General features: G+C 63.3%; 21 protein-coding genes (1 of these 21 cut by a window edge). 7 read left to right on the top strand and 14 right to left on the bottom strand.

The features are described 5' to 3' along the window. From EOB59_RS23340 to EOB59_RS23330, 3 genes are all read right to left on the bottom strand, one after another. Nucleotides 1-152: the beginning of a MaoC family dehydratase gene (locus EOB59_RS23340; RefSeq protein WP_128289333.1), read on the bottom strand. Its footprint begins 337 nt before the window's first position; only the first 152 of its 489 coding nucleotides appear in the window; the start codon lies at nucleotides 150-152; the stop codon falls past the left edge of the window. 191 nt (nucleotides 153-343) lie between these two features. Beyond that, nucleotides 344-772 (bottom strand): phasin family protein, encoded by a 429-nt coding sequence (locus tag EOB59_RS23335; protein WP_128289332.1) that lies wholly within the window; start codon nucleotides 770-772, stop codon nucleotides 344-346. Between the two features lie 110 nt (nucleotides 773-882). After that, on the bottom strand, nucleotides 883-2,178 hold the full coding sequence (locus EOB59_RS23330; protein ID WP_128289331.1) for a DUF445 domain-containing protein: 1,296 nt from the start codon (nucleotides 2,176-2,178) through the stop codon (nucleotides 883-885). Nucleotides 2,179-2,453: 275 nt separating this feature from the next. On the opposite strand from EOB59_RS23330, the gene rirA reads away from it, so the two are divergent. Continuing rightward, nucleotides 2,454-2,915: an iron-responsive transcriptional regulator RirA gene (gene rirA / locus EOB59_RS23325; protein WP_127267528.1), complete on the top strand. Its 462-nt coding sequence runs from the start codon at nucleotides 2,454-2,456 to the stop codon at nucleotides 2,913-2,915. Nucleotides 2,916-2,944: 29 nt separating this feature from the next. Here rirA and EOB59_RS23320 read toward each other — a convergent pair whose 3' ends face one another. The 5 genes from EOB59_RS23320 to hemP form a co-directional block, all read right to left on the bottom strand. Further along, a complete protein-coding gene (locus tag EOB59_RS23320; RefSeq protein WP_127267527.1) occupies nucleotides 2,945-3,733 on the bottom strand; it encodes a heme ABC transporter ATP-binding protein in 789 nt (262 codons plus the stop codon). Nucleotides 3,734-3,739: 6 nt separating this feature from the next. After that, complete coding sequence (locus EOB59_RS23315) at nucleotides 3,740-4,837, bottom strand: iron ABC transporter permease (RefSeq protein WP_128289330.1); 1,098 nt, start codon at nucleotides 4,835-4,837, stop codon at nucleotides 3,740-3,742. 11 nt (nucleotides 4,838-4,848) lie between these two features. Beyond that, nucleotides 4,849-5,757 (bottom strand): hemin ABC transporter substrate-binding protein, encoded by a 909-nt coding sequence (locus EOB59_RS23310; protein WP_128289329.1) that lies wholly within the window; start codon nucleotides 5,755-5,757, stop codon nucleotides 4,849-4,851. A gap of 10 nt (nucleotides 5,758-5,767) precedes the next feature. Further along, nucleotides 5,768-6,829, bottom strand: coding sequence for a hemin-degrading factor (locus EOB59_RS23305; protein ID WP_127396589.1), 1,062 nt, complete (start codon nucleotides 6,827-6,829; stop codon nucleotides 5,768-5,770). A gap of 124 nt (nucleotides 6,830-6,953) precedes the next feature. Further along, entirely contained in the window at nucleotides 6,954-7,166 is a 213-nt protein-coding gene (hemP, locus tag EOB59_RS23300; RefSeq protein WP_127271521.1) for a hemin uptake protein HemP, read from the bottom strand. A 198-nt stretch (nucleotides 7,167-7,364) separates the two neighbouring features. Between hemP and EOB59_RS23295 the strand changes: the two genes are divergently transcribed. From EOB59_RS23295 to EOB59_RS23280, 4 genes are all read left to right on the top strand, one after another. Then, nucleotides 7,365-9,563, top strand: coding sequence for a TonB-dependent hemoglobin/transferrin/lactoferrin family receptor (locus EOB59_RS23295; protein WP_128289328.1), 2,199 nt, complete (start codon nucleotides 7,365-7,367; stop codon nucleotides 9,561-9,563). Between the two features lie 5 nt (nucleotides 9,564-9,568). Further along, nucleotides 9,569-10,012, top strand: a complete 444-nt coding sequence (locus EOB59_RS23290; RefSeq protein WP_128289336.1) for a hypothetical protein — start codon at nucleotides 9,569-9,571, stop codon at nucleotides 10,010-10,012. 85 nt (nucleotides 10,013-10,097) lie between these two features. Further along, nucleotides 10,098-11,099: a TonB family protein gene (locus EOB59_RS23285; RefSeq protein WP_348639531.1), complete on the top strand. Its 1,002-nt coding sequence runs from the start codon at nucleotides 10,098-10,100 to the stop codon at nucleotides 11,097-11,099. A 57-nt stretch (nucleotides 11,100-11,156) separates the two neighbouring features. Further along, complete coding sequence (locus tag EOB59_RS23280) at nucleotides 11,157-11,471, top strand: antibiotic biosynthesis monooxygenase (RefSeq protein ID WP_027039045.1); 315 nt, start codon at nucleotides 11,157-11,159, stop codon at nucleotides 11,469-11,471. A gap of 71 nt (nucleotides 11,472-11,542) precedes the next feature. Here EOB59_RS23280 and putA read toward each other — a convergent pair whose 3' ends face one another. Next, the gene (gene putA, locus EOB59_RS23275) at nucleotides 11,543-15,154 is read right to left on the bottom strand and encodes a bifunctional proline dehydrogenase/L-glutamate gamma-semialdehyde dehydrogenase PutA (protein WP_128289327.1); all 3,612 of its coding nucleotides are present in this window, start codon (nucleotides 15,152-15,154) and stop codon (nucleotides 11,543-11,545) included. Between the two features lie 163 nt (nucleotides 15,155-15,317). Here putA and EOB59_RS23270 point away from each other — a divergent pair, with 163 nt between their 5' ends. Then, nucleotides 15,318-15,770 carry an Lrp/AsnC ligand binding domain-containing protein gene (locus EOB59_RS23270; protein ID WP_127399081.1) on the top strand — a complete coding sequence of 151 codons (453 nt, stop codon included), beginning with the start codon at nucleotides 15,318-15,320 and terminating at the stop codon, nucleotides 15,768-15,770. 508 nt (nucleotides 15,771-16,278) lie between these two features. Here EOB59_RS23270 and EOB59_RS23265 read toward each other — a convergent pair. Continuing rightward, on the bottom strand, nucleotides 16,279-17,478 hold the full coding sequence (locus EOB59_RS23265; protein ID WP_127398775.1) for a cytochrome c peroxidase: 1,200 nt from the start codon (nucleotides 17,476-17,478) through the stop codon (nucleotides 16,279-16,281). A 7-nt stretch (nucleotides 17,479-17,485) separates the two neighbouring features. Next, nucleotides 17,486-17,935, bottom strand: a complete 450-nt coding sequence (locus EOB59_RS23260) for a FixH family protein (protein WP_127398774.1) — start codon at nucleotides 17,933-17,935, stop codon at nucleotides 17,486-17,488. Nucleotides 17,936-18,086: 151 nt separating this feature from the next. Between EOB59_RS23260 and EOB59_RS23255 the strand changes: the two genes are divergently transcribed. Next, nucleotides 18,087-19,007, top strand: a complete 921-nt coding sequence (locus EOB59_RS23255; RefSeq protein ID WP_128289326.1) for a sugar kinase — start codon at nucleotides 18,087-18,089, stop codon at nucleotides 19,005-19,007. Here EOB59_RS23255 and EOB59_RS23250 read toward each other — a convergent pair. From EOB59_RS23250 to EOB59_RS23240, 3 genes are all read right to left on the bottom strand, one after another. After that, complete coding sequence (locus EOB59_RS23250) at nucleotides 19,004-20,026, bottom strand: aldose epimerase family protein (protein ID WP_128289325.1); 1,023 nt, start codon at nucleotides 20,024-20,026, stop codon at nucleotides 19,004-19,006. The genes EOB59_RS23255 and EOB59_RS23250 overlap by 4 nt on opposite strands. A 92-nt stretch (nucleotides 20,027-20,118) precedes the next feature. Beyond that, nucleotides 20,119-21,576: an NAD-dependent succinate-semialdehyde dehydrogenase gene (locus tag EOB59_RS23245; RefSeq protein WP_128289324.1), complete on the bottom strand. Its 1,458-nt coding sequence runs from the start codon at nucleotides 21,574-21,576 to the stop codon at nucleotides 20,119-20,121. Nucleotides 21,577-21,767: 191 nt separating this feature from the next. Continuing rightward, a partial coding sequence (locus tag EOB59_RS23240) for an AEC family transporter (protein ID WP_164895728.1) occupies nucleotides 21,768-22,712 on the bottom strand: 945 nt, incomplete at its 5' end.

Raw genomic sequence — 22,712 nt, 5'->3', positions numbered from 1 at the left:
ACATGGATCCATTGGTGGTCGCCGGTGCATTCGGCGAACTGGTCGATGCGGTTCTGGTCGACCGTCGTCCACTCCGATACGCCAAGCTCCTGCCCGGCCATCATCCTCAACTGCTCGTAGGTCGGCGGCGCTTTAGGCCGTATTTCGTTCATTCCTGGTTTCCCGATCGCTTCCAAAGCCTCCGGACCACGAACTGACGGCCTCTGTCAATTCGCTCGGCGCGAATCCGTTCCGCCGGTTTCGGCCGCAATCGTGCCACGCCGCGAGCGCAGTCGCAGGCTAAATCGGGATTTCCAGGCTTCAGGGGCCGCTGGCAGCAACGAGCCAGCCTCGGCCATTTCCGCTACTTCTTCTCGTAGCCGGCGCGGATTTCCTCCATCGCCTGCTTGATGCGCGTGCGCAGGATGTCGACCGATTCGGCGCCGGATTTCTTGACCAGTTCAGCCACTTCGCCCGCATTCTTCAATGCGACTTCGAAAGACTTTCTGGCAAACTCCGTCTGTTTGGTCATCAGTTCCTGCGGATTGCCCGGCGCCCTGTAGCTTTGCGCCATGTCCGTGACCTCGCGCAGCGTGTCCTCCAGCATCTCGCGCTGCCTGGACAACAGCGAGGTCGCGCCGGCGGCACTGGCTCGTGCCGATTTCTCCAGCGCTTCGAGGTTCTTGCGGTGATGGGCGAGGATCACCTCGACATCGACATTGGGCACCTTCAGGTCGCGGCCGAACCTGCCGAACATGTCCATGAAGGAATCGGATTCCGGTTGTTTCGCCATGCTCGTTTGCTCCCCTTTGCCGCATGATGCGGGCACCCTCGGCGGGAGAATAGCACTCGCATGCCGCAAGTCCATGAAAGCGGAGGAATGAGCGCCAGTCGGGCCGCGCATCAATTCACGAGGAACAGCCGCTCGGCGACATAAAGCACGATGCCGGCCAGCCCGCCGATGATCATGCCGTTGAAGCGGATGTATTGCAGGTCCCTGCCGATGTTCATCTCGATCAGCCGCGTCAGTTGCGCGAGGTCCCAGCGCTTGACCTGGTCGGCGATGAATGTCGACACGCCGGCCTTCTGGCTCTCCACGAACGACGCCAGAGCCACCACGAACCCTTGGTTCATGTCGGCCCGGATCTGCGCATCCCCGGCAAGATGGCGACCGACCTCGACGAACATGTTGGCAAGATGCGCGCGGACAACCGAATTCGGCGCCTTGGCGTCCTGCTCGATGAACTGGCTGAGGCTTGCCCACATCTCGCCGGCCAACCCCTTGACCTCCGGCCGGGCCAGGAAGTCGCGCTTCAGCTTCTCGGCCCGTTTGGCGTATTGCTTCGATGTTCTCAGCTTCTCGACGAAGCCTTGGGCGAAGCGGTCGAATTCGGCGCGCATCGGGTGGTCGGGATCGGCCCTCACCTCGTCGAGAAGCGAGCCGGCCGAGGCGACGATCTTCTTCAGGAGATAGGCGTCGGCGCGGAACAGGTTGAACAGCGACGGCAGTTCCTCGCGGATCTTTTCGCGCATCGTCGCCAGCGCCTGTTCGTCGTTGAGGAACCTGCCGATCACCTTGGTGAACTCGTCGAACAGTTTCTGGTGGCGGCGGTCGTCGGTAAGCGCTGACAACAGCTCGGCGGCCAGCGGCGCCAGCGGCACCTTTTCGATCTGTTCGAGCATGCGGCTGGTGACGAAGCCGCGCAGGCCGGATTGCTCGACAGCGGCCAGCGTCTGCGGCACCAGCCGCACGACGAAGCGCGACAGGCCGGCGGCGCGCTCCGTATCGGCCAGCCAGTCGGCGACGAGTGCCGAGAAATCCACCTCGGCGAGCTTTTCGCGCACCGGTTCAGGCGCCAGGAAGTTGACCTCGATGAAGCGACCGAGATTGTCAGCGATGCGGTTCTGGTTCTCCGGGATGATGGCGGTGTGCGGGATCGGCAGTCCCAGCGGCCGCCTGAACAGCGCCACCACCGCGTACCAGTCGGCCAACCCGCCGATGGTCGCGGCCTCGGCAAAGGCGGCGACGAAGCCGAGCCATGGATAGGTGCGCTCGAAGGATTTGGCGAGCGCAAACACCAGCACGCAAAGCGCCAGTGCGGCCGCCGCGAGGAATTTCGTCCGCCGCAACGCGGAAAGCTTGGCATCCGCCTCGGCATCGAAACGGACCGGCGCCAGGGGCGAAGCCGATTGTGACATGGGTGAGCCGCTCCTCGTCGATCTCAGCCTATTTAGTGTTCCGATGGCCGAAATACCCGCGACAGCGGGTTTCGCCCGGAACTTTCCCCGGCCGCGCACACAAAGTTGAGGAGAAAATTCATCTATCGGGCGAAGCTAGTCTGGAATTATTCCAAGGTATAGGCCATATTCCGCCGAGGCCAATGTGGCGAATCCGGAAATTCGGGTCAAAGCCATATCAGCAAAATTTCCAGATCTGGCGTGGTTGCACCGCACCAGTGCCTTGTGAGGACAAAATGCGGCTTACGCGCCAGACCAACTATGCCATGCGCATCTTGATGTATTGCGCGGCCAATGATGACCGATTGAGCCGCATCCCCGAGATCGCGGCCGCCTATTCGGTGTCGGAGCTTTTCCTGTTCAAGATCCTGCAACCCCTGGTCGAGCACGGCCTCGTCCAGACCGTGCGCGGTAGGAATGGCGGCGTCAAGCTTGGCCGGGCGGCCGAAGCCATCAGCCTGTTCGATGTCGTGCGCGTGACAGAAGAGAGCTTCGCTATGGCCGAATGCTTCGAGAACGATGCCGCCGAATGCCCGCTCGTCGATAGCTGCGCGCTGAACTCGGCGCTGCGCGAGGCGCTGAACGCGTTCTTCGCCGTGCTGGAGCGCTATACGATCGCCGACCTCGTGGCGGCACGTCCAAATGTGCGCAACCTGCTCGGAATCGACATGCTGGAGCGCCGCGCACCAGCTGCCTGACCCAGCAGGGGCGCGGGCTAGATCTGCAATCAGGCCGCTGACTGAGGCAGCACGAACGGCATATTGCCGGCCGGCAGCACGCCGACCCTGAGCCGGCAGTCGAACACTTTTTCGATCAGGTCATCGCTCAGCACATCCCGCGGCGACCCGGTGGCGGCTAGCCTGCCGCGATGCATGACGAAGATCCGGTCGGCATACATGGCGGTCAGATTGAGGTCGTGCAGGATGGCGACCACGCCGCCGCCCCTTCTGGCGAAGTCGCGGGCAATGTTCATGATGATCAGCTGGTGCTTGATGTCGAGGCTGGAAACCGGCTCGTCGAGGAACAGAAAGCGCGGCTTGCCGTCGAGCACCGGTGCCCAGACCTGGCTCAGCACGCGTGCGAGCTGAACGCGCTGTTGCTCGCCGCCCGAAAGCTCCTGGTAGAAACGGCCGGCAAAGCCGTCGAGATCGACACGCGCCAGCGCCCGTTCCGGCAGCCGCGCATCCTCGCCCGGCAAGACGCCTGAGCGGCCGCCGACAAGGCCGAGCTTGACCACTTCCCGCACGGTGAACGGGAACGACAGCGTCGTCGCCTGCGGCAGCACCGCACGATGGACGGCCACCTCGACCGGCTTCATCGTCGAGAGATCTCGGCCGTTGAGGGCAACGCGCCCGGTGTAGGCGAGTTCGCCGGAAAGCGCTTTGAGGAAGGTCGTCTTGCCCGAACCATTGGGGCCGACGATGGCGGCGATCTCGCCGGGCCGCGCGTGGAAATCGATACCGCTGACGATAGGCTTGCCGGCGATATCAACCGAAACATCCTTGGCCTCGATCATCAAGCCTCACAAATCAACCACGCCGCGCTTGCGCAGCAGGATCCAAAGGAAAAACGGCGCGCCCGCTATCGCGGTGACGATGCCTATCGGCAGTTCGGCCGGCGCAACGATGGTGCGTGCGACCGCGTCGGCCAGAAGCAGCAGCGAGGCACCGAGCAGCGCCGACGCCGGCAGCAGATAGCGATTGTCCGGACCGATCAGCAGGCGCAGCAGATGCGGTACCACGATGCCGACGAAGCCGATGCCGCCGCTGACGGCGACGGATGCGCCGACCGCGGCAGAGACGCCGACGATGGCCGTGTATTTCAGCCGCTGCACCGGAATGCCGAGATGACCGGCGGTCGCCTCGCCAAGCGCCAGCGCGTTGAGGCCGCGTGCCAGGAACGGCATCGCCGCCAGCGCCAGCACGATGATCGGCCCTACCGACGCGATCTTCGCCCAGGTTGCGCCGCCGAGCGATCCGAGTTGCCAGAAGGTCAGGTCGCGCAACTGGCGATCGTCGGCCATGAAGATGAGGATGCCGGTCAGCGCCATGGCGAGCGCCGCCAGCGCGATGCCGGCAAGCAGCATTGTGGCAACCGAGGTTTGCCCCCGCCGCGTCGCGACCTGGTAAAGCACCAGCGTGGTGGCGAGCCCGCCACAGAAGGCCGCCAGCGGCAGTGCAAGCGTGCCGAGCAAGGCGGTCACCGGAGCCAACATCGTGGCGCCGAGCACGATGACGGCAACCGCGCCGAGGCTGGAGCCGGCCGAGACGCCGATCAGGCCGGGGTCGGCCAGCGGATTGCGGAACAGTCCCTGCATGACCGCGCCGGAGACCGCGAGCGCCGCGCCGACCAGCATGCCGAGGATGATGCGCGGCAGGCGGATGTCATAGACGATCAGGCTGTCGCGGGCGCTCACCGCGGCGTCATCAGGCACTGTGCCGAACAGCCAGCCCCCGATGACGTTGACGGCCGATGCGTCCGAAGCCCCCGATGTCAGCGACAGAAAAACGGCAGCCGCCAGCCCCAGGCACAGCAGAAGGATGACGATGCGGGCGCGGCCCGACCTGTCGCCTTCGGATACGCTTGCCATCACCGGGCCGGCGATCGATTGATCGACCATGATCCGCCCGTTCAGTCCGTGACCTGCCCGCCATAAAGCGAGACAGCGAGGTCGTGGATGGCATCGGCCGTGCGTGGCCCGAAGCCGAGCAGATAGGCACCGTCGATGCGGATCAGCTTGCGCGCCTTTCCGGCCGGCGTCGAGGCGATCGACGGATTGCCGAACAGTTCGTCGTCCGACACCGGAGGCCCGGCATTGCTCATCATCAGGATCACGTCAGGCCTGGCGGTTATGATCGCCTCGTCGGACATTTGCTTGTAGCCGGAAAAGCCCTCGACCGCGTTGACGCCGCCAGCCAGCTTGACCATACCGTCCGCCGCGGTCTCCCTGCCGGCCGCCAGGATCTTGCCGCCCTGTATCGACAGCACGAACAGGATGCGCTTGCGTTCCTTGATCGACGTCGTTTGCCGTTCGGCGGCCGTGAGCTTGGCATCGAGCTCCCCGGCGAGCACCTCGGCCTTGGCGTCGACGCCGAGCGCCTTGCCGACGATACGGACCTTTTCGAGGATGCCTTCGTGGCTATAGTGCTCGGGCACTTCGATGAACGGGACGCTCGTCTTCTTCAAGACGTCGACGGCTTCCTTGGGACCGCTGCCATGCAACGCCAGGATGCCGGTCGGGTTGACCGAGAGCACGCCTTCCGGTGACAGCGCACGCATATAGCCGACATCGGGCAGCTCAAGCGCCGCCTTTGGGTACCGGCTGGTGGAATCGCGAGCCACCAGATGCTTTTCCTCGCCGAGCGCATAGACGATCTCGGTGATCGAGCCGCCAACGGCCACGATTTTCGAAGGATCGGCAAACACGGCCGTGCCTTCCATGGCGCTGGCGGATTGCAGTGCGATAACAGCCATGGAGAGACCGATCACCGGCCCGAAAATAGATCCGCGCACGGTCGACAATCTTGGGAAAAAACGCATCGCATTTTCCTCAGGCTGCGGTCGCGCTTGGGATGCGCGGCAGGTTTTCCGCCAGGAAGCGCCAGTCGTCCCGCTCGCTTTCGCCTTCATGACGCTTGCCGAAGAACTGGATGAACATCTTGCCGTCGGAATCATAGACCTCAAGCGAGGTGACATGACCGTCCTTGGTCGGCTTGCGCACCGCCCAGACCTCCTGGATGTGGTCGGTCCGCAAATGCAGGTGGAAGGTTTCGTCCAGCACGTTGATCCATGGCCCCATCGGCTTGATCGACTTGATCGGACCGGAATGGATCTGGATGCAGCCGCGGTTTCCCACAAAGCACATGATCGGCATCTCGCCCTCCGCAGCGTGATGAAACATGGCACGGACGGCATCATTGTCGAGCTGCCAGGCATAGTCTTGCCCGACCAGGCGCACCGCCTGCCGGCGGCTGAGCTTCAGCGTCTTCAGCATGCCGAAGAACTGGTGCACATCGGTCAGCCGGCTCCAGCGGTCGCGCAGATCGTCGAGATTGGCGGCCGCTTCGTCGCCATGGCTCTCGTCATCGGGGAGTGGTCCCGAAATGTCGACGGTCGGCTCCTGATTGGACGATTCGAGCGCGGCAACCAGCTTCTGATAGGCATAGAGGCTGGAGGCCGGACGCAAATGCACCTTGTGCACGGCCTCGCCCGCCGCATCGAAAAACTGCAGGCTGCGGCGGATTTCGTCGCCGTCTCGCTTCTCGACGGCAAAGCCGTGTGCCCAGACCTTCGGGAAGATGCGCAGGTCGATGTTTTCGCCAAGCACCATGGCATTGTGGTTGCCGGTGACGACCTTGTCATAGACGCCGATCTTTTCGTGCACCGCGCTCTCATTGCGGGTCAGCGCCATGACCTCGCCGACGGCCTCGAGGCCGGTCAGAAGATCGTTGACGCGCGGCTCGATGCGCACGACGCCGTCGCCGCAATGCGCGGCGACCAGTTCGGCTTCCGAAATGCCGAGCTGGGCAGCCAGATCACGCTCGCGCGTCTTCGGATTGTCTGTCCGTGCCCGCCGGATTTCATGCGGGGCGGGTTTTACGCGCTGATCCATGTTTCATCCCTGCTGCCTAGAGCAATTCCGGGAAAAGTGTGAAACGGTTTTCCGTCCGGAATTGCGTTAAAACAAAGAGCTAGAGCGGTTCGGCGTTTCCGTGAAACGGTGAACCGCTCTAGCCCTACTTGTTGAGGATGAGCTTGCCCTGACGGGTGATCTTCAGCCGGTAGAGCGCACCGTGATGCTCAATGCCGATCTCGTGCTCGCCCTGGAACAGGGTGTTGCTGGACAGGGTTCGCACCGCCAGCGGAACCCGGTCGAAACGGGTGGGGGCCGAGGCATCGTCGGAACGGCGGACGCGATAGCGAAAATCGTTGGGATTGTGGGTGTTCATCTCTGTCGATCCCTTTCCTGTGCCGGGCGTCTGGCTAGGCGTTGCGTAATCCGATTCATTTCTTGACTTGAATAATCATGTTTACTAGTCAGCGCAATACCGGATTAAATGAGTCAAAATTTAAGACGCCGGAGACGATCAAAAATGCCAGCCAGCCCCGGGCCAGCCAGCATGAAACCTGGACTTTGGAGTTGGGGCATGGGGTTGGTGACTTGGGAATGGCGTGGCCGGTCGGCGGCGAACGGCGCGGCGGCATTGTTGGCAAGCGTGGCGGCTATCGCCTTGTCGGCGCAATTGGCTAACGCCCAGCAAGCGGCGCAGCCGACAGAGCAAACGAAGAAGGCTGAAGAAGAAAACGCCGCACCAGCGGGAGCAACGCTGCTCGACAAGATCCTCGTCATCAGCCGCACCGGCGAGACGGCGATCGAATCGCTGGCATCGACCAGCCATGTCGGCCAGGAACAGCTCGACCGCCGCATGGCGACGACGCCGAATGAGATGCTGGTTGGCGTGCCCGGCGTCGCGGCGCAGGCCGACGCCAGACGCGTCAGCACCAGTATCAACATCCGAGGCTTGCAGGATTTTGGTCGCGTCGCGGTCATCGTCGACGGCGCCCGTCAGAACTTCCAGCGTTCCGACCACGGCACGCAGTCGACCTTCTACATCGACCCCGAACTCGTCAAATCCGTGGATGTTATCCGTGGTCCTGTCGCCAACACCTATGGCTCAGGCGCCATCGGCGGCGTCGTCTTCTTCGACACCAAGGACGCCGGGGATTTCCTTAAGCCGGAAGAAACATGGGCCGGCTCCGTCACGGGACGCTATGAGAGCAACGGCAAGGGCTGGACAACAAGCGCATCCGGTGCCTACCGCCTCAACGAGAACTGGGATGTGCTCGGCAACATCGTCTACCGCAACTATGACGACTACAAGGATGGCGGTGGCGACACCGTCAAGGGCACCGGCTTCGATGTGCTTAGCGGCCTGCTCAAGACCACCATCCGGCCGACCGACAACAGTGAGCTGAAGCTCGGCTGGGTCGGCTCAAGCGACGGCTGGAACGAGATCAGCGGCGGCGTGCCGGTCAATGACGTCGACCTGAAGTCGAACACCTTCACCGCCCGCTACAACATTACGGATGAGGACAAGAGCTGGCTCGATCTCCATATCAACACCTCCTACAACAAGACCAATCTCGATCTGACCAGCCTCGTGCCTCTCAACCGGTTTGACCCGAGCACCGGCCTTCCAGTTGTTTTGCCGGCTGGCTCGACATCGACATTCGACATCGGCACGACCAGCATCGACATTTGGAACACGTCCAGATTCGAGACTGCGGGAATCGCGCACGAACTGACCTATGGCGGCGACTGGGCCGGCGATAAAGTCGAGACCGGCGGCACGGCCGGTGGCGACAGTTTCTACACGCCTTCCGGTAAGCGGAACGTCTCCGGCGCCTATGTCCAGGACAAGCTCACCTGGGAGTGGCTCGAAGTCATCGCCGGGCTGCGTTACGACAATTACAGCCTCAAGGATGACACACACGAAACGTCGGGGGACCGGTTGTCGCCGCGCATCACCGTCGGCGTCTCGCCTTTCGACAGCGCCAGCCTTGCCGGCCTGCAATTCTACGGCACCTATGCGGAAGGATACCGGTCACCCTCCCTGTCGGAAACACTGATCAGCGGTCGCCATCCGGCAGGTGTCACCTTCCCGTTCCTGCCCAATCCCAATTTGCGGCCGGAAACCGGAAAGACCGTCGAATTCGGCGTCAACTACAAGCAGGATGACATCCTCGAAACCGGCGATGCGCTGCGCATCAAGGCAGCCTATTTCAACAACGATGTCGAAGACTACATCGATGGCGTTACCCTGTCGCGGTTTGACCCGACAGCCGGCTGCCCGAGCGGACCCGGTATCCCGATATGCTTCCAGTACCAGAATTTTGCCAAGGCCAAGATCGACGGCTTCGAACTTGAGGGCGTCTATGATGCCGGATGGGGCTATGCCGGGCTCTCGGCCTCAATCACCGATGGTCATACCATTTCCTACAAGGACGTTCGGGCCGACCTGCTGACCATCCCCTCATCCCAGGTCACCGCGCAGCTCGGCTTGCGCTTCCTCGAGGACAAGCTGACCGTGGGCGGCGAAGTGCAATACAATGGCAAGCCCAAGGGCAACCCGATCGCCGAGGACTACACGCTGGTCAATGCTTTTGCCAGCTACCAGGCGACGGACAATTTGAAGATTGATTTCCGCGCCGACAATCTGTTCGATGTAAAATACGCCAACCCGCTCAACCTGACCACGGCTGGCCAGCCGCCGCAGCCGGTTTTCGCGGCCTACGAGCCCGGCGTCACCCTGAAGCTGGCGGCGACGATGCGATTTGGAGGCTGATGACCATGACGAGCTTGATGACATCCCTTCGTCTGCTGACCTCGATGCTGGCGATGTCGCTTGCGATGGTTCCGGCGTGGGCACAAGAGTCCGCGCCGGTCCCTGCGCTGACCCTTGAACTCAACGGTGCGCAACCTTCCGACCAGGGTTGCCGCCTGACGTTCGTGGTCAACTACAATCTCGGCGCCGACCTGTCCAAGGCGGCGTTCGAGATCGCCCTGTTCAACGAGGCCGGCGTCGTCGACCGGCTGACCGTGCTCGACTTCAAGGAGTTGCCGGCAGGCAAGACCAAGGTGACGCGTTTCGATCTGGCCGGCACCGAGTGCTCGAAAGTCAGCCGCGTGCTGATCAACAGCGCGACCGAATGCACCGGTACCGGCGTCGAACCGAACGCCTGCATGCGAAAGCTGAAGACGGACACCAAGACCGGGATCGCTTTCGGAGTCTGAGGTGGGGCTGCATCATGCATTCCCGCGAAACACCGTAGTGCAGCCTCTGGCCGACGATAGCAGACTGCCGGCGAACGATCTTGATTTGACAACTCTGCTCTTGTCGCTGCAGGTCTCGCGGCGAGACATGCAGGACATCAATCCCCTCCCCGAGGCCGGCGCCGAGCTGACCATAGAGCCAACCGAGCCGCTCGCGCTGCCGCGGCCATCGGCCTGGAGCCGCAAATGGACGGCGGCGATCGTCGTCTCCTGCCTGCTCCATGTCGCGGTGGCGGCGGCCTTTCTGATCTCCCCTACGGGGATTTCCAGTTTCCAGGACGCCGAGCAGCCGGAAGGTAGTGAACAGTCGGGCAGCAACGTGGCCGGCAGCGCGCTGGACAAGGACCCGGCGGCAATAAACGTTGCACTGGTGCCGAACCTGCAACCGGCCAAACCACAGCCAGCAACGCCCAAGCCAACGCCGCCAACAGAGCCTTCTCGGCCAGCCAAGGAAGCGGCAACGACCAAGCCGGAACCTGTCAAACAGCAGACGGTTGCCCCAGACATATTGGTGGCCGGTGTCCCACGCCCCGATGGCCAGAGCGTGGCTCCCAAGACCGAAACGCCGGCGCAGCTGACCGTTCAGCCTGAGAGCACGGAAGCGCCTGTCGCCGTTCCGGAGCGGCCTCCGATCCCTAGAGCCAGGCCAACTCCGGCAGCTGCCCCTTCAGAGACGGCGGATGAGAAGCGCGGCACGGCGGATGGCGAGGACCGGTCGGCGCAAGCAGCCAGCAAGGGCAAAAGGCAAAAAGAGGCAGGCACGGCCGCGGAAGACAACTACCGCGGCGATGTTTTTAGAAAGCTCGGCAGCGTCAATCGCACCCTCCCGCCTTCCCTACAGCTGGCGGCACGCAACAATGCGGTTGTCACATTCGTCATAGGCAGGAAGGGCAACATAAACGAGTTGCGCATTCTGGAAACCTCAGGATCGGCGGCTTTCGATCAGGCAGCGCTTGGCATTGTCCGCAAGGCAGCCCCCTTCCCTCCGATTCCACCGCAGGCAGCAAGCGCAAATTTGGAGTTCGAGACCGAAATCGGCCCATTTTGAATGTGCGCAGAACAAACGCTGCAGCCAATCATCAACATCCGCACGAAAGGAACCGCAATGTACATCGCAATGAACCGCTTCAAGGTGCAGACCGGCTCGGAGAACGATTTCGAAGCCGTCTGGAAGAACCGCGATTCCAGCCTTGCTGAGATGAAGGGGTTTAGGGAATTCCATCTGCTGCGTGGCCCGGTCAACGAGACCGAAGGCTACACGCTTTTCGCGTCGCACACGGTGTGGGCCAGCCACGACGATTTTATCGCCTGGACCAAGTCCGAGAATTTCCGCGCCGCCCACAGGAATGTCGGCACGACAAAGGTCCACTATCTCGGCCACCCCCAGTTCGAGGGTTTTTCGGTCGTCGAAGGCGCGTAATGCATGTCGGCCAAAAGTGGTCCCGATTTTTGGGACAACGACATGCATAAAAACAAAAAGTTGACCGGGGGTCAGGCCCCGGCCAGCAAGCTCGCATTGCCGCCCGCGGCGGTGGTGTCGACGCAGACCGCCCGTTCATGCGCATAAGCCGCCGGGTTGAGCACCTCCGTGACCAGCGGCACGATCGGGCCGGAGCGGTCGGCGATGACCTTGCGCACGATGCGCGCGGCCTCGGACGTGCCTGAAAAAGCGACGACGTCGACGCGTAGCGCGCGCGCCTCGACCGGATCCGGCCGGCCGTCGATGGCGGCCAGCGGCAGGCCCTTGCCGGTCAACGCGGAAAGGGCTGCCGGTGCACCCGGCGCAACGGCCAGCACGGCATTGCCGGCGGCGAGCGCCTGGATCGTCTGCGCCAGCAGCGTATCGCCGTCAGGACCGAGGCACAGCACCCGTCCGCGTGGCGACAGCGACAGCGTGTTGGCCTCGCCGGTCGGCCCGGGCAGGTCGATCTGGCCGAAATCGATGCCGGCGGCGGCACCAATGGCCGCGGCACCCTTGCCGCGCAGATGCTTCCTCAGAATGGCGATCCGGTCGGGCCGCGTCGACCAGCCGCCAAGTGCGGGATCGGGCAGATTGTCGGCAAGTTCGGTCGCCGTGACCTTATGGCCATCCTGCACATGGGTGCCAGCCTCCGGCCCCTTGCGGAAGCGCCTGAGATAGTGCGGGCCGCCGGCCTTCGGGCCGGTGCCTGAAAGCCCCTCGCCGCCAAACGGCTGCGAACCGACGACGGCGCCGATCTGGTTGCGGTTGACATAGATGTTGCCGGCATGGATGCCGTCGACGAAATGCTGGACGCGGCCCTCGATCCGGGTGTGCAGCCCGAAGGTCAGGCCGTAGCCCTTGCGGTTGATGGCGGCGATGACCGCGTCGATCTCGTCGGCGTCGAAACTGGCGACATGCAGCACCGGCCCGAACACCTCGCGCTCCATATCCTCGATACCCTTGACGCGGAAGACGTGGGGCGCGACGAAGCGACCTTCCTTCGGCGCTTCGAGCTTGGCGATCAGCCGGCCCTGCAGGCCCATTTTCGTGCAGTACTCGCGGATCGAGTTCTGTGCCTCGTCGTCGATGACCGGGCCGACATCGGTCGAAATCCGCCAGGGATCGCCGACATTGAGCGCCTCCATGGCGCCCTTCAGCATCTCCAGCATCTTCTTCTCGACATCCTTCTGCACATAGAGCACGCGCAGCGCCGAGCAGCGCTGGCCGGCACTCTGGAAGGCCGAGGCGAGGATGTCGCGCACCGCCTGTTCGGGCAGCGCGGTGGAATCGACGATCATGGCATTAAGGCCGCCGGTCTCGGCGATCAGCATGGCGTCGGGCGCGGCCGTCTCGGCCAATTGCTTCTCGATCAGCTTGGCAACCTCGGTCGAGCCGGTGAAGCATACGCCGGCAATGCGCGGGTCAGCGGTCAGCGGGCCACCGACCGACGGGCCGTCGCCGGGCAGAAGCTGGATGACGTCTTCCGGCACACCAGCCTCGCGCAGCAGTTCGACAGCACGGAAAGCGATCAGCGGCGTCTGCTCGGCCGGCTTGGCGATAACCGAATTGCCGGTGACAAGTGCTGCCGCGATCTGGCCGGTGAAGATGGCGAGCGGGAAGTTCCACGGTGAAATGCAGACGATGGCGCCCCGCGCTTGCGTGCCCGCCTCTGCATTGACCGCCTCGGTGGCGTAGTAGCGCAGGAAGTCGACGGCCTCGCGCACTTCGGCGACGCCGTCGGCCAGCGATTTGCCGGCCTCGCGGGTGGCGAGTGCAAAGAACTCGACCGCATTCGCCTCATAGAGATCGGCGGCACGATTGAGGATGGCAGCGCGCTCGGCAACGGGACGTTTTGCCCAGGCCGGCTGCGCTTCCACCGCAAAGCGCACGGCGGTCGCGACTTGCTTTGCGGCGGCTTCGCTGACCGTGCCGACCACTTCGGAAGGCTTTGCCGGGTTGACGATCGGACGCAGCTTGCCGTAGCCGGCGGCCCGCGTGATCGGCTTGGCATGCCAGCGATCCGGCCCGGCGAAGGCCGCCCTGGCCTTGTCGATCGCCGCCAGCGTCACCGTGTCGGTGATGTCGAATCCTTTCGAATTGCGACGCCCGGCTCCAAAGATCTGGGAAGGCCGGGCAATCGCCGGATTGGCGGCCGGACCCTGGCTCTCGACCGTTTCGAGCGGATCGCGCGCAATGTCCTCCGGCTCGACGTCCTCGTCGGTCAGTTGGTGTACGAAGGAGGAATTGGCGCCGTTCTCCAGCAGCCGGCGGACCAGATAGGCCAGCAGATCGGAATGCGCACCGACCGGTGCATAGATGCGGCAGCGCGTGCCTTCGTACCGGCGCACCGTCTCGTGCAGCGCTTCGCCCATGCCGTGCAGGCGCTGGAACTCGAAGGAATCGCGATTGTCCGCCATCGCCAAGATGGCGGCGACGGTGTGGGCATTGTGGGTGGCGAATTGCGGATAGATGCGGTCGGTCATCGATAGCAGCTTTTTCGCGCAAGCCATGTAGGAAACGTCGGTGTTGGTCTTGCGGGTGAAGACGGGATAGCCTGACAGTCCGAGCGTCTGCGCGCGCTTGATCTCGGTGTCCCAATAGGCACCCTTGACCAGCCGCACCATGATGTTGCGGTCGTATTTCCTGGCCAGCGCATAGAGCCAATCGATGGCGAAGGCCGCGCGCGGCCCATACGCTTGCACCACCACACCAAAGCCATTCCAGCCGGCGAGTTCCGGCTCGGCCAGCACCCGCTCGATGACGTCGAGCGACAGATCGAGGCGATCGGCCTCCTCGGCATCGATGTTGAGGCCCATGCGCGAATGGCGCGCGGCCAGCGCCAGCGACAAGAGCCGGTCTGCCATGACAGGCAGCATCTCGTCCTTCTGCCCCACCTCGTAGCGCGGATGCAGCGCCGAAAGCTTGACCGAGATGCCGTGGTTCTGCCTGATGTCAGGACCGTTGGAGCCGGAATCGAGCGACGAAATCGCGTCGGCATAGGCCTTGTGATAGCGCAAGGCGTCGGCCTCGGTGCGGGCTGCCTCGCCCAGCATGTCGAAGGAGTAGAGGTAGCCCTTCTGCGTCATCGGCCGGCCGCGCTTGACGGCTTCCGTGATGGTGCGGCCGAGCACGAACTGCTCGCCCATTTCACGCATGGCGGCGGCCACCGCCTTGCGGATGACCGGCTCGCCCAGCCGCCGCACCATAGAACGCAGCGTGCCCTCTATGCCGCCCTCGCCCTCATCGAGGACGCGGCCGGTCAGCATCAGCGCCCAGGTCGAGGCATTGACGAAGATGGAGCTTGAACCGCCCGAATGCGCCGACCAGTCGTGCGGCGCGATCTTGTCGGCGATGAGGTCGTCCATCGTTTCGGTGTCGGGCACGCGCAACAGTGCCTCGGCCAGGCACATCAGCGCCACGCCTTCCTTGGTGGAGAGACCATAGGCCGAGAGGAAGACTTCCATCAGCCGAGGATCCGACGAGCCGCGCACCGCCCGCACCAGATCGGCGGCCCGTGCCGAGATCGCCTTGCGGTCTTTCCCGGAGAGCGCCGTAGCGTCGGCAAGCCGCTTCACGGCCTCGTCTTCGTCGGGCAGGTAGTTGGCGCGAATCTGCTGGCGGATGGCATCGAGCGCTGGCATGGCGGTCCCATGGATCGAGCAAAGGAGATCGGGCCGGCGGTCACCGGACCGAATGGCGCAAGCTAGCACAGGTACGAATTTTCAGTCGGTCCGAAGAAATCGACATTGCAGGTCATTCGATCTATCATAACGGCTCAAAACTGACATATGGACTGCATTTTCGATGATAGAAGACCAATTGGACCGCATCGACAGGAATATCCTGTCGGCGCTGGCAAGCGATGGCCGGCTTTCCATGTCGGAACTGGCGACAAAGGTCGGCCTGTCAAAGACGCCGGTGCAGGCGCGGGTGAAGCGGCTGGAAAAGGACGGCTATATCAGAGGCTACCAGGCGATCATCGACCGCGAGCGCATGGGCGAAGGCCATGTCGCTTTCGTCCAGGTGAAATTGTCCGACACCCGATCCGCCGCGCTCGATGCCTTCAACCGATCCGTACAGGCCGTGCCGGAGATCGAGCAGTGCCACATGATGGCGTCGAGCTTCGACTATCTGCTGAAAGTCCGCACCAGGGATATCGCCGCCTATCGCCGCGTCCTCGGCGAACGCATCTCAGCCCTGCCCCACGTCGCCCAGACTTCGACCTTCGTGGCCATGGAGACGGTCAAGGATCGGTAGAGCGTAGGGATGGCTGAAGCCTCCCCAACTTCGTCATCCTAGGGCGAAGCAGGAGCGAAGCTCCGTCTCGGAGACCCTGGGATCCATGCCGCGACCTCGGCCGAAGAATGCAGCGGAGCAGAATTCCGCACCGCAGCAGCGCTTCGGAGTCCCGGCATGGATCCTGGGGTCTGCGCCGCGTCGCTTCGCTCCTTGCTACGCCCCAGGATGACGAAGCGATGGATGTTTGCGCCAATCGCCGAAGCATGCGGTCCGTGCTTAAGGAATTAGGCGCTCAGCGGTCGCCCCACGACTTTGGCTTCCTGTTTCTCGCACCGAGCCTTGATCGAAGCCTCTGCGATTGCGAATTCCTCTTCCAATGCTCATATTGGGCAGCGAATTTTGAATCCTTGAACCATTCCTTGGCGGCTTCCTCGACGGGAATCATACTCCGGCTCATAGAACCTCCTTTGCTCGCTTCAGCACCAACTCGCCTCGCTTCGCTCAACTATTCCTATCGCCGGCAACCTCACTCCGCCAGCGTCGTCAAAAACGCCACCAGCGCCGCACGCTCTCGATCTGAAAGCTCCAGCGGGTGAACTTCTGACACCCCCTCAACGCTGGGCGCGGCCTTCGCATAGTGCGCCACCACCTCGTCGAGCGACGAAAACTGCCCGGCATGCATATAGGGCGGCCGCGTTGCCGCTCCGCGCAGCGATGGCGTCTTGTAGGCGCGAACGAGTTCGGGCGCATCCTTGACCATGAAGCGCAACTCGCCGCAGGCGCTGGCGTCGCCATCGCGATAGGCGCCGAAGCAGTTGAACGGGTCCGCCTCGACTTGGTGCACGGCATCGATACGGCCGCGATCCGGCGGCAGGCCCGCAACGGATGGCACGCCGGTGTTGTGGAAGCTGTTGTCGGTGAAGCGCGGGCCGTTGTGACAGGTCACGCAATTGGCCTTGCCGATGAACAGTTTAAGCCCACGGATTTCTTGTTTGGAAAAGACAGCATCGCCCTTCGGCTCGGCACCGGTGGCGAGGTTCAGCGCAAAGCGGTCGAAGCGCGTTGGCGTCGGCGCAATCGAGCGTTCGAAGGCGGCAATCGCCTTGCCTAGATTGGCAAAGACGCCGTTGATAGCGTCACGCTGCGGGCCGCTCATGGCATTCCAGGCCGCCCTCTCGACATCGTTTCCAAGCGGGCTGGCATCCAACGGCATGTCGGAAAAATCAGGCAGCGGCCCGAAGATGCGCTCATAGCGTTCGCCGAAGCGCGCCTTGATGTAATGCGCGTAGGCGGTGCGGTTTCCCGCCTGCTCCAGCGGGTTTTCGAGTGGCGTCAGCGCTTGCGCCCACAGGCTGTCGCGGCGGCCATCCCAGAAGAACCAGGGATCGCGCGCGACGCCGGCCAGTGGCATGGTGCGCCGGTTGGTGCGGCCCACCCCGACCGCCTGCGGCAGGTCGTCCTGGAACTGACGGTCGATCTTGTGGCATGTCGAACAGGATACCGACCCGTCACCGCTCATGCCCTGATCGAAGAACAGCGTCGAGCCGAGTGCGGCAGCCGCCGGCACGTCGGCAAAACGATTGGTGGTGTCGGGCTTGAGCGCCGGCAGGGACGACAGCGCCAGCGAGGCGATGGTCGTCTTCTCGGCGTCGGAAAAATCCGGCTTCGTGCAACCGGCAAGGACAACGGCCATCATCAGCGCCAGAAAACGCGAACGCCGCCTCATGTCCTGCTCACAGCACCACGTTGAAGAGCACCGTGTCGGAGCCGGCGGTGGCCGAGATGGCGAAATGCAACTGCCACCAGCCGCTCATGGTGAATTTCACTCCTTCGATTCGATAACGCCCGTCGCCGAGATAGTCGGTCGCCTGCGGGCTGGTCGGCAGGCCGTGACTGTGCAGTGGCATGCCGCCCGAAATCGCGATCGCGGCACCTTCCACCGGAACACCTGCCTTTGTCTTCAAGGTCAGCAGCCAGGATTGCAGTTCGCCCTGCCGTACGACACCCCGCTCCGGCGCGAAGCTGGCCACGAACAGCGCGGTGGCGGTGTTCTTCGTCCGCGAGACATCCGGGCCGGCAGGCAGCGACGACCGAGGCGCCGTCAGGAAGACGACCGCGAGAATGCCGACCAGCAAGGCAGCCAGACCAAGACCCGCCAGAAGATAACGCCATATCGATGCCAAACCGGTTCCTCTTCCGCAGACAACGCTCTGCCGGACGGATCGCATCCCGCCAGCCTGTGGGAAAACGCTGTGACGGAAAAAACCCTGCTTGCCAAGCATGGCGCTGCCGGTGGCAAAAAGCTACAGCACCGGGATCACTGGAGGATTGTAGATGGCGGGAAACGGCGTCGCCTCGATCGGCGAATGCATGCTCGAACTGTCGGGCCAGACGGGACCGAACTGGCGCATGGGCTTTGCCGGCGACACGTTCAACACGCTGTGGGCGCTGCACGCGCTGAGCACCGAGCGGCCGGCAACCTATGTCTCGGCCTTCGGCGACGATCCGTTCTCGCAAGGGCAGATCGATTTCTTCGCTGAAAACGGCATTGGCATCGGCTCCAGCCCGCTCATAGCGGGCGCGCGGCCCGGCCTCTATGCCATCACGCTGACGGGAGCCGAACGCTCCTTCACCTATTGGCGTGGCGACGCCGCCGCGCGGCAGCTTGCCTCGGACCCGGCCGCATTATCGAAAAACCTGGAAAATCAGGAACTTGTCTATTTTTCCGGAATCACTTTGGCAATTCTGGACAAAGCCGCGCGCGCTGCGTTGCTGGCCGCCGTCGCCAAGGCGCGTTCGGCTGGTTCCCTTATCGCCTTCGACCCCAACTACCGGCCGCGGCTCTGGCGTGAGCGCGAGGAGGCGCAGGCAGCGATCGTCGAAGCCCTTGCTGTCACTGATATCGCATTACCAACCTTTCCCGACGAGCAGATGCTGTTTGAGGATGCAACGCCGCAAGCGACCGCTAAACGGATCGGGAAATTGGTTGGCGAGGTCGTCGTCAAGAATGGCGAAGCGCCGGCGCTGATCGCCAAAGGAGGAACGCTGCGCGACGTGCCGGCGATCCATGTCGCGGCTCCCGCTGATACGACGGGCGCCGGCGATTCCTTCAACGGCGGCTATCTTGCGGCTCGACTTGCCGGTCACGACCCGCTGGAAGCCGCACGCCGTGCCCATCGTGTCGCCGCCGCCGTGGTGCAGGTACGTGGCGCCCTGGCGCCGTTCGAGACGCTGCGGGCGGCGTTCGAAGGCTAAGGTAGCCGGAATCTGTATTCCGTGACGTGGTGGTAGATCGCGCCCGGCCACAGCGTCGCCTGCGGGAAATAGGGCCGGTTCGGCGCATCCGGCCAAATCTGCGGCTCGAGGCAGAAACCGCAAAAGGCCTTGTAGTTCCGCCCTTCCAGCCCGGTGCGCGGCGTCACATACTGGCCGGTATAGAGCTGGACGCCGGGCTCAGTGGTCCAGACCTCCATCTCGACACAGGAACTGGCGCCTTGCGTCCACGCCGCCTGTTTGAGCGGCCCGCGTGTCGAAGCGAGGCAGAAATTCTGGTCGTAGGGCAGCTGTTCGCCCTCGGTCTCCATGCGCAACGGCCGCGCCTGGCGGAAATCGAACGGCGTGCCGTCAACCGGCTTGACCACCCCGGTCGGGATCATGTCGCCATCGACCGGCAGATAGGCGCCGGCATTCAACATCATCCTGTGGTCGAGAATGTCTCCGGCGCCGCCATCGTCCAGGTTGAAGTAGGAATGCTGGGTGAGATTGCACAGCGTCGGCTCCTCACAGGTGGCTGTCAGCTCGACGCTAAGCGTGCCGGGGATCTTCAACCGGTAGGTGCAGGTGACATCAAGCGCGCCGGGAAAACCCATCGCGCCGTCGGGATCGTGCAGGGTCAACGTGACGAAATCCCTGCCATGCAAGGAAACCGTCCACGGCCGGTGGGAGTAACCTTGCGAGCCGCCATGCAGCGTATGCTTGTCGAGGAAGTTTTGCTCGGTCTGGTAGCGGCTGCCGCCAATGGTGAAGCGGCCGTCACGGATGCGGTTGGCGTAGCGGCCAACGACAGCACCGAAGAAGGCCGTATCCGTCTCGTAGCCTTCCAGGCTGTCATAGCCGAGCACCAGCGGAGCATCGTGCCCGGTCAGGCGCAGATCCTGGATGATCGCGCCCAGACCGATGATGTTGGCTGTGATGCCGCCGCCCCTGATCGTGAAGCGACGCACCTGCTCGCCAGCCTGCGTCGTGCCGAAAACCTCGCCGTCCTTCATCGCCATGCCCGTAAATGCCAGTTGATCCAGAAGACTTCGGCTGGTTTTCCCACGAGAGATGGGCAGGCTATCGGCCTGCTCATCTCAGGGATAGCCTATCAGAGGCCGAGGCCGCCGATGCAGACATATTTGGTGTCGAGGTAATCCTCGATGCCCTGATGTCCGCCTTCCTTGCCGAGGCCGGATTCCTTGACGCCGCCGAACGGCGCTTCCGGCGTGGTGATGAGGCCTTCATTGACGCCGACCATGCCGTATTTCAGCCCTTCCATCACACGGAAGGCGCGGCCGAGATCGCCCGTGTAGAAGTAGCAGGCGAGGCCGAATTCGGTGTCGTTGGCGAGGGCGACGGCCTCCTCCTCGGTCTCGAACTTGAACACCGGTGCGACCGGGCCAAAGATCTCTTCCTTCATGAAGCGCATCTTGGGTGTCGCGTTGGCGATGACCGTCGGCTGGAAGAACGAACCGCCGAGCGCATGGCGCTTGCCGCCGGCGACGATCTTGCCGCCCTTGGATGTGGCGTCGGCGATCAGTTCCTCGACCTTCTCGACCGCCTTCTCGTCGATCAGCGGCCCCTGCTGCACGCCGTCCTCGAGGCCGGAGCCGACCTTCAGCCCGTTGCTGGCGGCAGCGAGCTTCTCGACGAACTTGTCATAGACACCAGCCTGGACAAGGAAGCGGTTGGTGCAGACGCAGGTCTGGCCGGAATTGCGATACTTGGCGGTGATCGCACCGGCCACCGCACGCTCGAGGTCGGCGTCGTCGAAAACGATGAACGGCGCGTTGCCGCCGAGCTCCATCGATACCTTCTTGACGGTGACCGACGACTTCTGGATGAGAAGCTTGCCGACTTCGGTCGATCCGGTGAAGGTGATCTTCGACACCAGCGGATTGGCGCAGATTTCGTCACCGATCTCGCTTGCCGAACCGGTCAGGATGTTGACGACGCCCTTGGGGAAGCCGACTTCCTCGGCGAGCGCACCCCAGGCGAGACCCGAATACGGCGTCTGCGACGCCGGCTTGACCACCGCGGTGCAGCCGGCGGCGAGCGCCGGGCCGAGTTTGCGAGCCAGCATCGAGGACGGGAAATTCCATGGCGTGATGGCGGCAATGACGCCGACCGGCTCCTTGGTCACCAGGATGCGGCGGTCCGCCCATGGTGAGGGCACGACATCGCCATAGGTGCGGCGGCCTTCCTCGGCGAACCACAATATGTAGGCCGCGGCGGAGCCAATCTCGCCCTTCGATTCGAACAGCGACTTGCCCTGCTCGATGGTCAGCAGTTCGGCCAGCACGTCCTGATTGTCCATCATCGCGTCATGCAGCTTGCGCAGCAGCTTCGAGCGCTCGAGGGCGGTGGTCTTGCGCCATGTCTTGAAAGCGGCGGCGGCGGCTTCGATGGCGCGGCGGGTCTCGGCCTTGCCCGACTTCGGCACGGTGCCGATCTTGAGGCCGGTGGCCGGATTGTTGACGTCGACTGTCTGGCCGCTGTCGGCTTGCACCCATTCGCCGTTGATGAGATTGGCCTGCCGCATGAAATGGCTGGTTTTCTGAAGCATGGTCTATCCTCCGTTCAGCGCCCTGACGGGCCGGTCTGTGAAATCTTCGGTGAGCGTGCGCCATGGACTGAAGCCGGCACGCCGGAGCCACTGCTCTTTACCGAGGGCAAGGCCCGCAAGCAATCGCAAGATGGCATATAGGGCTTGGGCCACAGCGAGACGAGAGCAGGCGACGTGCTTACCCCGATGCCTTACCCGAAAACGTGCAAGACGACAGTCAGCCAGAAAGCCGTGGTGATGGCTGCACAGGCCGTTGCGATGGTCATCTGGTTCGACGCCAGCGCCTGGCCGGTGTTGAACTGAACGGCGATGAGATAAGAATTGATGCCGGATGGCAGCGCCGCAACCACCACCGCCACCTTGGCCGTCAACGGCGGCAACGCAAGCAGCCAGACGAAGGCGAGAACCAGTGCCGGCATCAGGAACAGCTTCAACGCCGAAAGCGCCAGCGCCGGGCGGACATTGCCTGATATGCCGAAGCGGCGCAGGCTGAGACCCATGGCAAACAGCGCCACCGGTCCTGCCGTGTCGGCCAGCGCATCGACCAGACGCATTGCAAGGTCGGGCAATGGCGCCCCGGTCATGCGCCAGGCAAGCCCGGCCAGAATGCCGATGATCAGCGGATTGAGAAACAGCCGTTTCAGAAAGCTTCTGACGACACGCAGGGGATGCACGTGCTCGCTACCGCTCCGGCCAAACATCTCGAAGAGCACGATGGAAGCCATCATCATGATCGGCAGATGCACGGAGACCAGCAGCGACAGCACTTCAAAGCCGCTCGGGCCGAATATGCCGAGAATAAAGGGAGCACCGAGCAGGACAACGTTGGAGTAGGCCGACGATACGCCGCCGACAACGCCGGCGCGTGCGTCGCGCCCGAACACCCGCGTGGTGACGAGATGGCCGGCGGCCCAGGTGATCGCCACGGCCGCGAAATAGGCGCCCCACAGCGACCAGGGCGCCACGCCGTGGAAATCGGCATTCACCATGGTCTGGAACAACAGCAGCGGCATCGCCACGCTGATCGCGAAATCGGCTATCCCCTCGCCGCTCGCTGGCTTCAAATAGCCGGTAAACCCGGCGAGATAGCCGAGCGCGACAAGGCTGAAGACGAAAAGGACGGTTTCGGTGAGCGG

It is taken from the genome of Mesorhizobium sp. M7A.F.Ca.MR.176.00.0.0, assembly GCF_004023165.1.
GTDB lineage: Bacteria > Pseudomonadota > Alphaproteobacteria > Rhizobiales > Rhizobiaceae > Mesorhizobium.
The sequence above is the reverse complement of the archived record's forward strand: the minus strand, read 5'-3'. Positions and strand labels throughout refer to the sequence as shown.